Here is a 16,625-nt window from a genome sequence, read left to right on the forward strand (position 1 = left end):
AACTATATGAAATTGGCACAAAACCTATTAATAATGACACAAAACATAGACAAAATGACACAAAAACTATCTAAAATGGTACGAAATCCCAAAATCAACAAAAAAACGGCCCCAAACTAGGCCGTTTACTCAAAATATTCCGCTAAAATCTCATCAATCGTAAATTTCAACCCAAAATAGACGTACAAGGCTGCCATCGACGACGGATAACCGAAGCGATTGCCTAAATCATCTGGCAATAACCCTTTTTTTAACCGTAAATCAATATGTACATCTGCTAAACTTGTTAAATCGCCTGCATCAGCTTCCTCCATTACCGTAGAAACAGCCACAAAGGGGACCCCTTTTTTCTGCAAAGCCACAGCAACCGCCACCGCGGCTTCATCCATGGAAGTGCGACTAAACAAGATGACGCGGTCCGCATCGCTTAGCTCGTCCACTTGCTCAAGAGTTAACGCCTTTGCACTCTTAAGCGGCTCCATGCCTTCTAACGCTTCAAATTCCACGGCCTTCATTTCAGCCCCACCAAAAATATATATAGACCCATCGCCAACAGGTGCTTGGGCCAGCAATCGGGCACCATCCTCAAACGCAAATTCTTCTTTTTCCTCAATCCGCTTGAACAGGCCTGTTAATTGGGTAGTAAACATCTTTAACATAGTAACCCTCCTTATCACGCCTCCTATTATAGACTTTTTTACCATAATGTAAAATTAGGTAAAAATTACCATAAAAATCATCGCTTAGCAAGCAAAATACAAGAAGGAAAATGACACCCTCTGTCGAATAGGTATAAGGATATGTATAGATAAATGAATCAAAATAAAATAACCAAGGAAGAGGTGGAAGGTATGAAAGAGAAAATTTTAATTGTAGACGACCAATTTGGCATTCGGATTTTGCTAAATGAGGTGTTCCAAAAGGAAGGATACCAGACATTTCAAGCAGCTAACGGCGTTCAGGCATTGGACATCGTCACCAAGCATGACCCGGACCTTGTACTACTTGATATGAAAATTCCAGGAATGGACGGAATTGAAATTTTAAAACGAATGAAAGTGATTGATCCAGAGATTCGCGTGATTATCATGACCGCCTATGGTGAATTGGATATGATTCAAGAGGCCAAGGATCTTGGTGCAATTACACATTTCGCAAAACCGTTTGATATTGACGATATCCGTGCTGCGGTTCGCAAACATATCCCACAAAAAACGAACTAAACATTTCAAAACGAGGCATCGAAAAGATTGCCTTTTTTTATAAAAAAATAACCAAGTGATGTGGTGAAAACGCTTGCTGTGACTTGGGTGCGCTTTCATTATGACAGTTTGCAAAACTGGTGGTTGTTTAATAGCATTTCTCTATTTCTTTTGATATGATACATATGAATCTTAACAGGATGAGCATCATTTTTCGAAGAATACATAAACACCTTATGAGAGGGAAACCTTTAATATGGAAAGCAGTCTTTCGAAATGGAGTTCAACCCAATTTAAGGAGGAAAAGAAATGCCTTTAGTTTCAATGACAGAAATGCTTAACAAAGCGAAAGCAGAAGGCTACGCAGTTGGGCAATTTAACCTTAATAACCTAGAATTCACACAAGCTATTCTTCAAGCTGCGGAAGCAGAAAAATCACCAGTTATCCTTGGTGTATCTGAAGGTGCAGCACGTTATATGTCAGGCTTCAAAACTGTTGTAAAAATGGTTGAAGGCTTAATGGAAGATTTAAAAATCACCGTACCAGTGGCTATTCACCTTGACCACGGTTCAAGCTTTGATAAATGTAAAGAAGCAATCGATGCTGGTTTCACATCTGTTATGATCGATGCGTCACACCACCCATTTGAAGAAAACATCGAAATTACAACTAAAGTAGTTGAGTATGCACATTCAAAAGGTGTTTCTGTTGAAGCTGAATTAGGAACAGTTGGCGGACAGGAAGACGATGTAGTAGCTGAAGGCGTTATTTACGCAGATCCAAAAGAGTGTCAAGAACTTGTTAAGCGCACAGGTATCGATTGCCTGGCACCTGCATTAGGTTCTGTACACGGTCCTTACAAAGGCGAACCAAACCTTGGTTTTGCTGAAATGGAGGAAATCGGTAACATCACTGGTCTCCCATTAGTACTTCATGGTGGAACTGGAATCCCAACAAAGGATATCCAACGTTCAGTTTCTTTAGGAACAGCTAAAATCAACGTGAACACTGAAAACCAAATCGAATCTGCGAAAGCGGTACGTGAAACACTTGCTGCGAAACCAAATGAATACGATCCACGTAAATATTTAGGACCAGCTCGTGATGCGATTAAAGCAACAGTAATCGGCAAAATGCGTGAATTCGGTTCTTCAGGCAGAGCTTAATAAAAAAAGCCGCTTTTTGGCACTTTTTGTTGGTTGCTCAACTATGATAAAATTAAAACCGCCCTTACCTTGAGGGCGGTTTCAGTGTGTAAGTAGAAAACTGAAAATTTAGTCGAAAAATTGGAGGTTATACCATGAAATTTTTTATCGATACAGCGAACTTAGAAGAAATCCGTGAAGCCCATGAACTTGGATTATTAGCTGGAGTAACAACAAATCCATCCCTTGTTGCTAAAGAAAAAGGCGTTTCTTTCCACGACCGTTTACGTGAAATTACAGCGCTTGTTCCTGGATCTGTTAGTGCAGAAGTAATTGCATTAGATGCAGAAGGTATGATTAAAGAAGGAAGAGAACTAGCTGCCATTGCTCCAAATATTACTGTTAAAGTTCCGATGACTCCGGATGGCTTAAAAGCGGTCAATGCTTTTACAAAAGAAGGAATCAAAACGAACGTTACCCTCATCTTTAATGCAAATCAGGCATTGCTTGCAGCACGTGCAGGTGCAACTTATGTATCCCCATTCCTAGGAAGATTAGATGATATCGGTCAAAACGGTTTAGACTTAATCTCTACAATTGCAGAAATTTTTGCCGTTCATGGTATTGAATCAGAAATTATTGCTGCTTCGATCCGTAATCCCATTCATGTGACAGAAGCTGCGTTACGAGGCGCGCATATTGCGACCATTCCTTACAATGTATTAATGGGATTAACAAAACATCCTCTAACAGATAAAGGAATTGAAGCATTCCTTAAAGACTGGAATTCTCGTACGGAAGCCTAATTTACCGCAGTTTTTCCATTTTTGAGCAATTTTTTTTAATATGCATACATGAAAATAGGATTTTCGTGTAAACTAAAGGATAGACAAGCTGTCGGAATTTGGCTTTTAATGTTGGAAAAATATACCTAAAGCCTGGGTGGATGTTACGTAGGTGAGGATACTTATACCCCAAAAGGTAAGCGCATTCTTATGAGGGAATTTTCACACAACGTACACCGGCCATCATCACTGGACCATTCTTGTGATACATAGGGCTTAGAAGGGAGTCAAAAATGGAAAAACTTAAAATTGCGGGCGGGTATCCGTTAAAAGGGACAGTTCGAATCAGCGGAGCAAAAAATAGTGCGGTGGCTTTAATTCCTGCAACGATCTTAGCTGAATCACCTGTTACAATTGAAGGCTTACCGGATATTTCGGACGTGGAGATTTTGAAGGATCTGCTTGAGGAAATCGGCGGGAAGGTTCAAATCAGTGAGGATGAAATGACCGTTGACCCTTCATCGATGATTTCGATGCCCCTGCCAAATGGCAAGGTGAAAATGCTTCGTGCATCCTATTATTTAATGGGGGCCATGCTCGGACGCTTCAAAAAGGCGGTTATTGGACTACCAGGCGGCTGCCATCTAGGTCCAAGACCCATTGATCAGCATATTAAAGGCTTTGAGGCTTTAGGTGCACAAATTACCAACGAGCAAGGGGCGATTTATCTTCGCGCCGATGAGCTTCGCGGTGCCCGCATCTATTTAGACGTGGTCAGTGTGGGGGCAACAATCAATATTATGTTGGCAGCGGTACGAGCTAAGGGACGGACGATCATTGAGAATGCCGCGAAAGAGCCAGAAATCATTGATGTAGCCACGCTTTTAACAAACATGGGTGCAAAAATAAAAGGTGCTGGAACCGACGTCATCCGCATTGATGGGGTGGACACCTTACACGGTTGCCGTCATACGATTATTCCGGACAGGATTGAAGCGGGCACGTATATGATTCTTGGTGCAGCAGTTGGCGAAGGTGTGGTTATCGATAATGTGATTCCACAACATTTAGAATCGCTGATTGCTAAGCTTCGTGAAATGGGTGTGCACATAGAATCTAGCGATGACCAAGTGTTTGTCGATGGAGGAAATAACTTGAAGGCGGTTGATATTAAGACACTCGTGTATCCTGGATTCCCAACCGACCTGCAGCAGCCATTTACGACTCTTTTAACAAAAGCCACGGGTTCTAGCGTCGTGACCGATACCATTTACGGTGCACGATTTAAGCATATTGATGAACTAAGACGAATGAACGCCAATATTAAGGTGGAAGGGCGCTCCGCAATCATTAATGGCCCTATTCAGCTTCAAGGAGCGAAAGTGAAGGCCAGTGACCTCCGTGCAGGAGCGGCACTTGTCATCGCCGGCCTTTTAGCAGAAGGAATTACGGAAGTGACTGGACTCGAGCATATTGACCGGGGTTACAGCAATCTGGTTGAAAAATTAAACGGGCTTGGTGCGACCGTATGGCGTGAAGCATTAACGAAAGAAGAAGTTGAGCAACTGAAAAACACATAAAAGGCGGAAGCGACGTGTAATATCGTGTCCGTTTGAGAGAGAACCTTCAGAGATAAAACAAACGAAAACATGGGAGATGGGAATCGATGGAAAGAAGTTTAACGATGGAGCTTGTCCGCGTTACAGAGGGAGCTGCCCTGGCATCAGCACGTTGGATGGGCCGCGGGAAAAAAGACGAGGCAGATGGTGCAGCGACAACAGCCATGCGTGATGTTTTTGACACGGTTCCAATGAAAGGCACCGTTGTAATTGGTGAAGGGGAAATGGATGAAGCCCCAATGCTTTATATCGGGGAAAAACTTGGTACAGGCTATGGTCCGCGTGTGGATGTCGCTGTTGACCCGCTTGAAGGAACGAACATTTTAGCGTCAGGTGGCTGGAATGCACTTGCCGTTTTAGCAGTAGCTGACAATGGCAACCTACTTCATGCCCCAGATATGTACATGGAAAAAATCGCTGTCGGTCCGGAAGCTGTTGGCCTGGTTGACATTAATGCTTCTGTCTTAGATAACCTAAAGGCTGTAGCAAAAGCGAAAAACAAGGATATCGAGGACGTAGTAGCAACGGTTTTAAACCGCCCACGTCATGAGCATATTATTGCCCAGCTTCGTGAAGCAGGTGCGAGAATTAAGTTGATCAATGATGGAGATGTCGCAGGTGCCATTAATACGGCGTTTGATAATACGGGTGTAGATATTTTGTTTGGTTCCGGTGGTGCGCCTGAGGGTGTTCTTGCAGCGGTAGCCTTGAAATGTCTTGGCGGTGAAATCATGGGTAAACTATTGCCTCAAAATGATGCAGAGCTTGAGCGCTGTATCAAAATGGGATTAGACGTGAACCGTGTCCTTCGTATGGAAGACCTTGTTAAGGGTGACGATGCTATTTTTGCAGCAACCGGTGTTACAGACGGAGAATTACTGCGCGGCGTTCAATTCAAAGGCTCATACGGCTCTACTCATTCAGTCGTCATGCGTGCAAAATCAGGCACAGTCCGCTTCATCGAAGGCCGTCACAGCTTGAAAAAGAAACCAAACCTAGTAATTAAATAAATTATTTTATAGAAATTGTTGATTGGAGCGGAAGGCGCGAAGACTCCTGTAGGATTACGGTTCAGGGGAGACCCCGCAGGCGTAAGCGCCGAGGAGGCTCGCCGAAACGCCCACGGAAAGCGAAGCGCCTGGAGCGGAAATCAACTGTAACAGAGCCGTAAAATAGACATAACTGCAACGGGTGTCAGGCACCAATTCGACTTGGTGTCAGGCACCCTTATATTTCTAACAAAAAATTTAGTTGATTAATTTTTTATTCACAGGGTAAAATAGTAATTGTTTTTATTATCTTTAATTTCTGCAATTCTATTCATTTCCATTCTACTTCAATCATCAATTCCTCTAATCTCATTACTATCTAACAGGAAGATCTCCCGCTATGGAAAAGAAGCGGATTTGATGGAAAAATTCAAAAGTGTGGTGTACTAATGGACTTAACAATTTCAAGTTTAGAAAATATGAAGCTGAAGGAACTTTACGAGCTTGCTCGCGAATTTAAAGTAACTTACTACAGCAAATTAACAAAAAAAGAATTAATCTTTGCTATCCTAAAATCTCGTGCAGAACAACAGGGGTACTTTTTCATGGAAGGCGTTCTCGAAATTATCCAATCAGAAGGATTCGGATTCTTACGCCCGATTAATTACTCGCCAAGCTCAGAGGATATTTATATTTCAGCATCCCAAATCCGCCGTTTTGACCTGCGCAATGGGGACAAGGTCTCTGGTAAGGTTCGTCCTCCGAAGGAAAATGAACGTTACTATGGCTTGCTGCATGTAGAAGCGGTGAACGGAGAAGACCCAGAATCTGCAAAGGAACGAGTCTACTTCCCGGCATTAACGCCTCTTTATCCAGACAGACAAATGAAGCTCGAAACAACTCCAAAGTATCTTTCTACAAGAATCATGGATGTCGTGGCGCCGGTCGGTTTCGGTCAAAGGGGATTAATTGTTGCTCCGCCTAAGGCTGGTAAAACGATGCTGTTAAAAGAAATCGCCAACAGCGTTACGACAAATCATCCGGATGTTGAACTGATTGTTTTGTTAATCGATGAGCGTCCAGAAGAGGTAACCGACATTGAACGTTCGGTTGCGGGGGATGTCGTCAGCTCGACGTTTGACGAAGTGCCTGAAAACCATATTAAAGTGGCCGAGCTCGTGCTTGACCGTGCGATGCGTTTAGTGGAACATAAGCGCGATGTCGTGATTCTAATGGATAGCATTACACGTCTGGCTCGTGCATACAACTTGGTTATTCCGCCAAGTGGACGTACACTGTCTGGTGGTATTGATCCTGCGGCGTTCCACCGTCCAAAGCGTTTCTTTGGTGCGGCTCGTAACATTGAAGAGGGCGGAAGCTTGACGATTCTTGCTACGGCTCTAGTGGAAACAGGTTCACGTATGGACGATGTCATTTATGAAGAATTTAAAGGAACAGGTAACATGGAGCTTCACCTTGACCGTGGTCTGGCTGAACGCCGTATTTTCCCTGCGCTTGATATTCGTCGTTCGGGAACGCGTAAGGAAGAATTGCTGATTCCGAAAGATCATTTAGATAAACTATGGGCGATCAGAAAGTCCATGTCTGATTCACCAGACTTTGCCGAGCGTTTCCTGAAAAAACTACGCCAAACAAAGTCCAACGAAGAATTTTTCGCCCAACTTGGGGAAGAGCTAAAAACAAGACGGTCGTAAATAAATTACCCATTGGGACAAGCAACCTGTTGATTGGAGTGGAAGGAGCGAAGACTCCTGTGGGAGTATGGTCCAGGGGAGACCCGCAGGCGCTTTTCGCCGAGGAGGCTCGCCGAAACACCCACGAACCGCTCGCTCCTGGAACGGAAATCAACAGACTTAGTTCAAAAAGCCAGCAAATCCCAACTTGCAAAAAAAGGGTACCCTTGTTATAATGGGTGCAGTGTGTTTTAAGTAATTCAGTGCCTGTTGAAAGACAAGCACCTTATATAACTCTGTTTCGAAAGATTCAGGGCGGAAGGAGATGAAAAGAATGAAAGCAGGAATTCATCCAAATTATAAAACAGTATCGGTGACTTGCGCATGTGGTAACACATTCGAAACTGGTTCTGTTAAAAATGAGATCCGTGTTGAAACATGTTCAGAATGTCATCCATTCTATACTGGTCGTCAAAAATTCGCTGAAGCTGGCGGACGTGTTGACCGTTTCAACAAAAAATACGGCCTTAAGCAACAGCAACAATAATCGCTCAAAACAGGCAAGAAGAAAGTCGGCTTGCCTGTTTTTTATTGAAAAAAATAGGAAATTTCACTTGCCGGCGGCTGGTTAGTTCGGTCGATATAGGGTAAAGTGATATTAATAAGAAGGTAACAGAGTTCTGTTTAATATAGATCGGCGATACATAGGAAAGTTTGGACAAGTATCGTTAAAAAAGGGTTCGTTTTTATAGGAAGGAGATGCCGTTTATGTATTTAATGAAGCAAACCGGATGGGTTGAGGTTATCTGCGGCAGTATGTTTTCTGGAAAGTCAGAGGAATTGATACGTCGTGTGAGACGGGCTCAATTCGCGAAGCAAAAAATCGCTGTGTTTAAGCCGAAAATTGATAATCGCTACAGTGAACAATCCGTAGTCTCCCATAATGGCTCTTCTTTTCATGCGAAGCCAATTTCCCATTCTATAGAGATTCTTCATCATGTAGAAGCAGATATGGATATTATCGCGATTGATGAAGTGCAGTTTTTTGACGAAGGAATTGTCCGGGTAGTTCAGCAGCTAGCAGATAGCGGGCACCGCGTCGTTTGTGCTGGTCTTGATATGGATTTCCGTGGCGAGCCGTTCGCACAAATGCCTGCGTTAATGGCGATTGCCGAGACAGTAACAAAGCTTCAGGCAGTTTGCACGGTTTGTGGTTCACCATCTAGCCGCACACAGCGCTTGATTGACGGACGTCCGGCATCATACCATGACCCGGTAATCTTGGTTGGCGCTTCCGAGGCATACGAGCCACGCTGCCGTCACCATCACGAAGTACCAAAAACAGCTTCTTATCGGTCGGTGTTACAAGAAGAAGCAACCAACTAGTGGGGACTGTCCCAAAAATTAAGAGTTCAGGATGAGGTCCTGGCTCTTTTTTGCGTTATTATGGGGATAGTATAGTAACGAGATTTACCATTGAAAGGGAGTGGGTGGATGAAAAAATTTGCTTTTTTGTTCGTTTGTTTCTTATTGGTTTTGATGTCGGGCTGTAGCTCAAATGATTTTCAAATTGAGCTACTGACCCCTAAATCATTTACACCTGAACAGCCTTCTACCATTCAAATTAAAGTCCTGGACAGTGAGGGAAAGCTGGTAACGGGTGCGAAGGTTCGTGCGGATTTAAATATGCACATGATGAGTCATGGAGATATTTCCATGAAGGATATGAAAGAAACATCGAACGGTGTGTATACGGGAATCGCTACCTTCGAAATGGAAGGCGACTATACGGCCACCATCCAAATTGATGATAACGGTAAAAAGTGGACGGGAGAAAAGAGATTCTCCATTGTTTCTAACCAAGCAAAGTAGGGAAAGATTTGGAAGGAATTCACAACGTAACTTCACCTTCTAGACGGGCATGATAGTAGTAATGGGAGGTGTAAGATGCTGAAAAAGTGGATGTTTCTTTCCGTCACAACGTTATTTTTAGTAAGTGGTTGTCAGAGCAACCGTGGCGCGAATGAAGAGGTCTATAATTTGAAGAAAGACCGGACGGCACCAAATTTTATGTCCAGCACCCGTAACAATGCGGATGATCCGGATACGATTGATGATACGGCGACGCCCAAAAATAGGGACATCGTGGATAATATGAGCAACAGCAGCAACGACAAAAATCACCCTGACAATCTGTCAGACCGCGGCAAAAACAAGCAGCATTTAGTGGAAGATGATATTACGAACCAAAATCCAAATTTCCTTGACCTAAAGAGGACGGGAAGTGGGTCGGAAGCTGGTGGCGGAAAAAATACGGGTAATGACACTTACAAGGCCAAGCAAGTGATTGCTAAGACAAATGAATTTGTCACTGATTCTGTTTGGATTAATGGGGACCGTATGTGGGTGTCTGTTTATAAAAAGGGCATGCTTTCTGATAAAGAAAGAATGGACGCACAAGCACGTCTCCACCGCAAACTTGTACAAGCTCTACCGCGCTACAATATCGAAGTTCGTGTAAAAGAAGACCGAAGATAACATGCTCTGATTCCAGGGCATGTTTTTATTTGTATTTTTTTACTGGGATTGATAAAATTAGAACAAACGTTCCTTTGGAGAGGGGATTTTCGGATGCAGCTCTATTTTTATAATGAGGGATTTAAACAGGATATCGAACAATATCAAATAACAGAAGATCAATTGCGTTTTACAGGAAAGCCCTTAGATTGTATCCTGCTTTCTAAAGAGGAAGTGGATCGCTATTCCATCTTGGCAATGGATGAAAAACAGCTGGTTACGTATTTTGATTTACATAAAAATGAGGGTGTGAAACCCTACTCTGATAATAAGAATGCGATATTAATTAGAGCTTTTTCAACCGATTCCCGCCACCTTGGAAAGGGCTACGCCACAAAGGCACTCAAGCTATTACCTGGCTTTGTGAAGGAACACTTTAGTGAAATCAATGAGCTTGTATTAGCGGTGAATCTGAAAAACGAAGCCGCACAAGGCTTATACAAAAAATGCGGATTTGTGGATGAAGGCGTCAGAAGAATGGGACCAAAAGGAGAATTAATCGTTATGAGTTTTTATCTTTAAGGGAATTTTCCAAATTTAAAATACTCGATGCAAAAATTTTTTTCCCGCAAATTGGTTTTGACTGTGGTTTTCACCTATACTATAATTAGAATGTTATGGACTAAAACTCGAGGTGAATGCTGTGTTTGATCGTCTTCAATCTGTGGAAGATCGTTACGAAAAGTTGAATGAACTTTTGAGCGACCCAGAAATTATTAATGATTCAAAAAAACTTCGTGAATATTCAAAAGAACAATCTGATATACAAGAGACTGTACAAACGTATCGTGAATATAAAGAAGCTCGCGAACAGCTTCAGGATGCGAAGGCAATGCTTGAAGAAAAGCTCGATGCCGAAATGCGTGAAATGGTAAAAGAAGAAGTGAACGAGCTAGAAGCCCAAATCGAAGAACTAGAAGCAAAGATGAAGATTCTTCTTATTCCAAAGGATCCGAACGATGACAAAAACGTTATCTTTGAAATCCGCGGGGCTGCGGGCGGAGATGAAGCGGCTTTGTTTGCTGGTAATTTATATCGCATGTACAGCCGTTATGCGGAAGCACAGGGCTGGAAAACTGACCTCCTTGATGCCAGCCCAACTGGACTTGGCGGATACAAGGAAATCAGCTTTATGATCAATGGTCAGGGTGCATACTCCAAATTGAAGTATGAGAACGGTGCCCACCGTGTTCAGCGTGTTCCGGAAACGGAATCAAGCGGCAGGATTCATACGTCGACGGCAACCGTTGTTTGCTTGCCGGAAGCAGAGGAATTAGAAGTAGAAATCAATGATAAAGATATCCGTTTTGATGCGTTTGCTTCGAGCGGTGCCGGCGGACAGTCCGTTAACACAACCATGTCAGCCGTTCGCTTAACACACATTCCGACCGGGATCGTTGTTTCGATTCAGGATGAGAAATCTCAGCATAAAAATAAGGATAAAGCGATGAAAGTCTTACGTGCGCGTATTTATGATAAGTATCAGCAGGAAGCACAAGCTGAGTATGATTCCGTGCGTAAATCTGCCGTTGGTACGGGAGACCGTTCTGAGCGGATTCGTACGTATAACTTCCCGCAAAACCGAGTGACTGACCACCGAATCGGCTTAACGATTCAAAAGCTGGATCAAATCTTGGAAGGTAAGCTTGATGATATCATCGATGCGTTAGTTATGGATGACCAAGCGAGAAGACTGGAAAGTGCATCTAATGAATAAAAAAGGTTTTGAAGCTCTTCATTGGGCTTCTTCTTTTTTAGTTGAGAATAGCCGTGATGAGAATGCAGGGGAGCTGCTTCTTCGTCATTTCAGTGGTATGTCACGGGCACAGTTGTTTGCGAATATCCGCGATGAGTTAGCTCCAGGTGTGTGGGAAGTCTTTGAAAAAGCAGTCCGTGAGCATGTTGCGGGTGTTCCGGTGCAATACATTATCGGCTCAGAGGATTTTTACGGACGTGAGTTTATTGTGAATGAAGAGGTACTGATCCCAAGACCGGAGACGGAAGAGTTGGTGGAAGGAACTCTTCAGCTAATCAAACGACTTTTCAGTGAAAAACAAGAAATTAGGCTCGTTGATATTGGTACCGGCAGTGGGGCAATTGCGATTAGCATGAAGCTTGAACAGCCTGCACTAACGGTTTTTGCTTCTGATATTGCTGAAGAATCGTTGAAGGTGGCGCAGGAAAACGCACTTCGACTACAGGCGGACGTCGAGTTTGTCCAAGGTGACTTGCTGAAGCCGTTTATCGGAGGAGCGTTTGATGTGGTGATGTCAAATCCGCCGTATATTCCGACTGGTGATATTGTGACGATGTCGGAAGTGGTAACGGAGCATGAGCCTCATCGTGCGTTGTTTGCTGGGGAGGACGGCTTGGACTTTTACCGGCGCTTTATGGTGGAGCTCCCACAGGTACTGGCGCCGTGCGCGTTAGTATGTTTCGAAATTGGGGCCGGTCAGGGCGAAGCGGTAGCGGAGCTTTTTCGAAAAGCGTTCTCGAATGTGAAGGTTGAAGTGGTCAATGATATTAACGGCAAGGACCGAATGGTATTTGCAGAAATCGGCTTCGGGGCTTAGTGCCTCGAAGTTTTTTGTTTTATGGAGGTTTTTAATACTCTACCAAAGGATGACTTGACAATGTAAGGGATAGCGATGGTAAGTGTCTACGTGCTCGAAAAGGTAGTAGTAAAAAGGGAAAGGTCGCATAGGAAGTGTCTATGAGCCCGAAAAGGCAGAGGGAAAAAGGAAAAGGTCGCGTAGGAAGCGTCTATGAACCCGAAAAGGCAGAGGGAAAAAGGAAAAGGTCGCGTAGGAAGTGTCTATGAGCCCGAAAAGGCAGAGGGAAAAAGGAAAAGGTCGCGTAGGAAGTGTCTATGAGCCCGAAAAGGCAGAAGGAAAAAGGAAAAGGTAGCATAGGAAGTGTCTATGAACCCGAAAAAGCAGATGGACAAAGGAAAAGGTCACGTAGGAAGTGTCTACGAGCCCCAAATTGCGGTTCAGCAACTGGTTCGGTCACGTAGCCTAATAGCTGCTAGTACAGCAACTCGTTGTTCTTATGAAAAAATAGCATTTTTTATCATTTTACTAGTTTAAGATTCTGGCAATCTGTCCACAATGAAGATATCGAAGGGACGGTGCTGAGATGAGAAGCAAGTTAGTTGTTTGGGGATATTTAGTGGTTTTATCGTTAGGGACAATCCTAAGTTTATATATGCCGAAGACGGAAGCTGCAGCGAAGGAGTCGATTGTGATTCCAGGGGAGGCGATTCGCCTCAGAATTCTAGCAAATAGTGATTTAGAATCAGACCAAGCGATTAAGCGTAAGGTACGGGATGCGGTGAATGCGCAGATCACCCTGTGGGTTCAGGATTTAACATCAATGGAAAAAGCAAGAACGGTCATCAATTCGAAGCTTCCAGAAATTCAAGAGATTGCGGAAAGGACCGTACGTGAGCAAGGTTCTGACCAGTCGGTAAAAGTAGAGTTTGGCAAGGTACAGTTTCCAACGAAGCTTTATGGACAGTTTTTATATCCAGCAGGCGAGTATCAAGCGATCTTGATTACTCTTGGTAAGGGTGAAGGAGCGAACTGGTGGTGCGTGCTTTATCCACCATTATGCTTTCTCGATTTTTCAAATGGTGTGGCTGTGAGTAACGGGTTTGAGGAAGAGAAAACGGCGAAGGCTGAGATGGCAGCAGATAAAGAAGTGGAGCCGAAAGCGGAGGCAAAGCAGGATCAAGAAGTGGAAGCGTTGGTTGATCATAAGAAGGTTACAGCGGCTGAAGAGCAAGAAGTAGTCGAGCACAGAAAAACGAATGTGGTAGAAAAGGAAGCAGTTAAGAAAGAAGAAAAGAAGACGAAAAAGCAAGTGAAGAAAAATGCACCTGTGTACGCAGAAGAAGATGAAGAGCCGGTGAAAGTGAAATTCTTCGTAGTGGAAATGTGGGAGAAACTTATGTACTAAGCCAGTTTCTAGAAGGAGCTGGTTTTTTCATTATAGGAAAGTATAATTCGACTTCGAGAATTGTCCAGCTCCAGCGCCTAGCCCCTCGGGTCAAATAACCTTCGGCAATAAAAGTCAAAAGGCGGACTTTTCTTGCCGAAGAACATTTGCCTGTCGGGGCTGATCGAGGCGCTTACGCTTTTCTTGTTGCGAAAAAATTTACTAGATTCCCGGAATAGGACTGTTCTATTTTTCCTACCTATTCATATTAATAGAGTAGAAAAAGAAAATGAATGAGGTGGAAAAGAGATGCAGGCATTAATTCGTAGAGCTAGTAAAGAGGATTTAGGAAATTTAAGAGAGTTTCTATCACGGGCGAAGCTTGGTGCGGATGGACTAAATGATGAGACGATTGATCATTTTTTACTTCTTGAGAACGAGGACGGTTCGTTGCGGGGGTCACTTGGCATGGAAGGGTTCGGTGAAGATGGGTTACTGCGCTCGCTGGTCGTGTCACCTGGACAAGCAGATAAGGAAATTTTCGTTCTTTTTGATCAAATGGTGCAATTAGCGAAAGAAAAGGGAATGAGAAGCTTATTTTTGGCAACAAATAAAAGTGTGGCTCTTCCGTTTTTTGAATTAATGGGCTTTCAACGGGTCGTTCGTGAGGAATTACCAGAAGGATTTTATCAATCAGAGCACATTCGACACGTTTTAAATGTGGATAACTCGTTATTCTTAAAATTCTCTTTATAAATGTGGATATATCCACAAAGTTATCCACTTTTTTCGGAAACTTATACACAATTTGTGGATAAACCTTGTTTTTATACCCACCTTCTTTTATACTTTCAAACGTACTCGTTCAAAAATCTGAGCCAAGGTGCCTAGATTCGCCAAATTTCGATAAAAGGCTCAGTTACGATAAAGGTGGATAACTATGAACACAAAAGTCTGGAAAGTGGATAAGTATGTGGATAATCTCGTAAATAATCCACAAGTTGTGGATGCAGCTCAATTTTTACGGGAAAATGAGGTGGTAGCCCTCCCGACGGAGACTGTGTATGGATTGGGTGGGAATGCCGAAAGTGATGAAGCGGTAGCGAAGATTTTTGCTGCGAAAGGACGGCCAAGTGATAACCCGTTAATTATCCACATTGCAGACCGGGAACAGTTGAACCGGTTTGTAAAGGAGATTCCTGCTAAAGCGAAGATTTTGATGGATGCTTTTTGGCCAGGACCGTTGACGGTTATTTTTAAAAAGAAAGAAGGTGTTCTTTCAGAGAAGGCGACTGCCGGTCTAGCGACGGTTGCGGTTCGCATGCCGGATCATCCTGTGGCGCTGGCGCTGCTTAAGGTGTGCGGTTTGCCGATTGCTGCACCAAGTGCCAATAGCTCCGGCAAACCGAGTCCTACGAATGCCGTGCATGTGATGGATGATTTAAATGGAAAAATTGCCGGAGTGCTCGATGGTGGTGCGACCGGGGTGGGTGTGGAGTCGACGGTGATCGATTGCACGGAATCAGTTCCAGTTATTTTACGGCCGGGCGGTGTTACCAAGGAGCAGCTTGGGGCGGTGATTGGTGAGGTACGGGTCGACCCGGCGTTAACCGATGAGGCAGCAAAACCAAAAGCACCGGGAATGAAATATCGCCACTATGCGCCGAACGCACCGCTTTATATGGTGTCAGGCACAAGGGAGTTTTTGCAAGGTTTAGTAGAAGAAAAGCGACAGGAGGGCTTGCGGGTCGGGGTGTTAACGACAGTGGAGAATGTGGAGTTCTACCATGCCGATGTGGTGTTCGCCTGTGGAAGACGGGCAGAGTTGGAGACGGTGGCGACGGCACTGTATGATACGTTACGTCGATTTAACGAGACCGATGTGGATATCATTTATAGTGAAATCTTCCCGAGCACTGGTGTAGGACATGCAATCATGAACCGACTGCAAAAAGCAGCAGGAAATAAGTTAATTACCGAGTAAGCACCAGGATTAATCCCGGTGCTTTTTTTCATTTAGACAGAGTTCCAATTTCCCCTTAGTGACTTCTAAACTGGTTTGGACGTGCATATGATTAGGTTAGTTAGTCCAAGGGGGCGGGGACAGAATGTCTGAATTAGTTGGAGAATTACTTACATTAGTGATCATGGCCTTTGCGCTAGGCATGGATGCCTTCTCGGTGGGGCTAGGTATGGGGATGTACAAACTGCGGCTGAGGAAAATCTTCGAGATTGGGATCACCATTGGAATTTTTCATGTATGGATGCCGCTTGTGGGTCTACTAACCGGTAAATTTTTATCAGAGAAATTTGGCACGTTTGCCAGCTTAATTGGCGGACTCTTACTCATCGTTCTCGGATTGCAGATGATATGGGCAAGCCTCAAAAAAGGAGACGAAAAAGTCATTACGCCGGTTGGTTTCGGCTTACTCTTATTTGCTTTAAGTGTTAGTCTCGACAGTTTTTCTGTGGGTCTGACATTAGGGATTTACGGGGCAAAAATCGTGCTTGTGCTAATCTCCTTTGGAGTCGTGGCCACTGTTCTAACCTGGGCAGGCTTGCTGTTGGGAAAAAAGGTACAAGGCTGGCTTGGCAACTATAGTGAAGCGCTAGGTGGGGCGATTTTACTTGCGTTCGGCTTAAAACTGATCCTCCCATTGTGGTAGGTATTTAC

The 16,625-nt window shown here is 43.8% G+C and carries 19 protein-coding genes; 18 read left to right on the top strand and 1 reads right to left on the bottom strand.

Annotated elements, in window-relative coordinates; all coding sequences use genetic code 11:
- Positions 1-125: 125 nt before the first annotated feature.
- Positions 126-659: a DUF2529 domain-containing protein gene (locus RCG25_RS00845; RefSeq protein WP_308081792.1), complete on the bottom strand. Its 534-nt coding sequence runs from the start codon at positions 657-659 to the stop codon at positions 126-128.
- 192 nt (positions 660-851) lie between these two features.
- Here RCG25_RS00845 and RCG25_RS00850 point away from each other — a divergent pair, with 192 nt between their 5' ends.
- The 18 genes from RCG25_RS00850 (at position 852) to RCG25_RS00935 (ending at position 16,617) form a co-directional block, all read left to right on the top strand.
- Positions 852-1,223 (top strand): response regulator, encoded by a 372-nt coding sequence (locus RCG25_RS00850; RefSeq protein WP_308081794.1) that lies wholly within the window; start codon positions 852-854, stop codon positions 1,221-1,223.
- A gap of 288 nt (positions 1,224-1,511) precedes the next feature.
- Complete coding sequence (locus RCG25_RS00855) at positions 1,512-2,369, top strand: class II fructose-bisphosphate aldolase (protein ID WP_308081795.1); 858 nt, start codon at positions 1,512-1,514, stop codon at positions 2,367-2,369.
- A 134-nt stretch (positions 2,370-2,503) separates the two neighbouring features.
- A complete protein-coding gene (gene fsa, locus RCG25_RS00860; RefSeq protein WP_308081796.1) occupies positions 2,504-3,154 on the top strand; it encodes a fructose-6-phosphate aldolase in 651 nt (216 codons plus the stop codon).
- 272 nt (positions 3,155-3,426) lie between these two features.
- Positions 3,427-4,713 (top strand): UDP-N-acetylglucosamine 1-carboxyvinyltransferase, encoded by a 1,287-nt coding sequence (locus RCG25_RS00865; RefSeq protein ID WP_308081797.1) that lies wholly within the window; start codon positions 3,427-3,429, stop codon positions 4,711-4,713.
- 86 nt (positions 4,714-4,799) lie between these two features.
- Complete coding sequence (gene glpX, locus RCG25_RS00870) at positions 4,800-5,762, top strand: class II fructose-bisphosphatase (RefSeq protein WP_308081798.1); 963 nt, start codon at positions 4,800-4,802, stop codon at positions 5,760-5,762.
- Positions 5,763-6,190: 428 nt separating this feature from the next.
- Entirely contained in the window at positions 6,191-7,456 is a 1,266-nt protein-coding gene (rho, locus tag RCG25_RS00875; protein WP_308081799.1) for a transcription termination factor Rho, read from the top strand.
- Between the two features lie 313 nt (positions 7,457-7,769).
- Entirely contained in the window at positions 7,770-7,982 is a 213-nt protein-coding gene (gene rpmE / locus RCG25_RS00880; protein ID WP_308081800.1) for a 50S ribosomal protein L31, read from the top strand.
- 221 nt (positions 7,983-8,203) lie between these two features.
- The gene (locus RCG25_RS00885) at positions 8,204-8,821 is read left to right on the top strand and encodes a thymidine kinase (protein WP_308081801.1); all 618 of its coding nucleotides are present in this window, start codon (positions 8,204-8,206) and stop codon (positions 8,819-8,821) included.
- Between the two features lie 108 nt (positions 8,822-8,929).
- The gene (locus RCG25_RS00890) at positions 8,930-9,307 is read left to right on the top strand and encodes a FixH family protein (protein ID WP_308081802.1); all 378 of its coding nucleotides are present in this window, start codon (positions 8,930-8,932) and stop codon (positions 9,305-9,307) included.
- Positions 9,308-9,382: 75 nt separating this feature from the next.
- Positions 9,383-9,973: a hypothetical protein gene (locus RCG25_RS00895; protein ID WP_308081803.1), complete on the top strand. Its 591-nt coding sequence runs from the start codon at positions 9,383-9,385 to the stop codon at positions 9,971-9,973.
- 93 nt (positions 9,974-10,066) lie between these two features.
- Positions 10,067-10,534 (top strand): GNAT family N-acetyltransferase, encoded by a 468-nt coding sequence (locus tag RCG25_RS00900; protein WP_308081804.1) that lies wholly within the window; start codon positions 10,067-10,069, stop codon positions 10,532-10,534.
- A 121-nt stretch (positions 10,535-10,655) separates the two neighbouring features.
- A complete protein-coding gene (gene prfA, locus RCG25_RS00905) occupies positions 10,656-11,729 on the top strand; it encodes a peptide chain release factor 1 (RefSeq protein WP_308081805.1) in 1,074 nt (357 codons plus the stop codon).
- Positions 11,722-12,585 (top strand): peptide chain release factor N(5)-glutamine methyltransferase, encoded by an 864-nt coding sequence (gene prmC, locus RCG25_RS00910; RefSeq protein WP_308081806.1) that lies wholly within the window; start codon positions 11,722-11,724, stop codon positions 12,583-12,585. Before prfA ends, prmC begins: the two co-directional genes overlap by 8 nt.
- A 348-nt stretch (positions 12,586-12,933) precedes the next feature.
- Positions 12,934-13,101: a hypothetical protein gene (locus RCG25_RS00915; protein WP_308081807.1), complete on the top strand. Its 168-nt coding sequence runs from the start codon at positions 12,934-12,936 to the stop codon at positions 13,099-13,101.
- Positions 13,102-13,150: 49 nt separating this feature from the next.
- Entirely contained in the window at positions 13,151-13,972 is an 822-nt protein-coding gene (gene spoIIR / locus RCG25_RS00920) for a stage II sporulation protein R (protein ID WP_308081808.1), read from the top strand.
- A gap of 288 nt (positions 13,973-14,260) precedes the next feature.
- The gene (locus RCG25_RS00925) at positions 14,261-14,707 is read left to right on the top strand and encodes a GNAT family N-acetyltransferase (protein ID WP_308081809.1); all 447 of its coding nucleotides are present in this window, start codon (positions 14,261-14,263) and stop codon (positions 14,705-14,707) included.
- 184 nt (positions 14,708-14,891) lie between these two features.
- The gene (locus tag RCG25_RS00930; RefSeq protein WP_308081810.1) at positions 14,892-15,935 is read left to right on the top strand and encodes an L-threonylcarbamoyladenylate synthase; all 1,044 of its coding nucleotides are present in this window, start codon (positions 14,892-14,894) and stop codon (positions 15,933-15,935) included.
- A gap of 124 nt (positions 15,936-16,059) precedes the next feature.
- Positions 16,060-16,617, top strand: a complete 558-nt coding sequence (locus tag RCG25_RS00935) for a manganese efflux pump MntP (protein WP_308081811.1) — start codon at positions 16,060-16,062, stop codon at positions 16,615-16,617.
- Positions 16,618-16,625 lie beyond the last annotated feature (8 nt).

The sequence above is a fragment of the Neobacillus sp. PS2-9 genome (assembly GCF_030915525.1).
Taxonomy (GTDB): Bacteria; Bacillota; Bacilli; order Bacillales; family Cytobacillaceae; genus Neobacillus.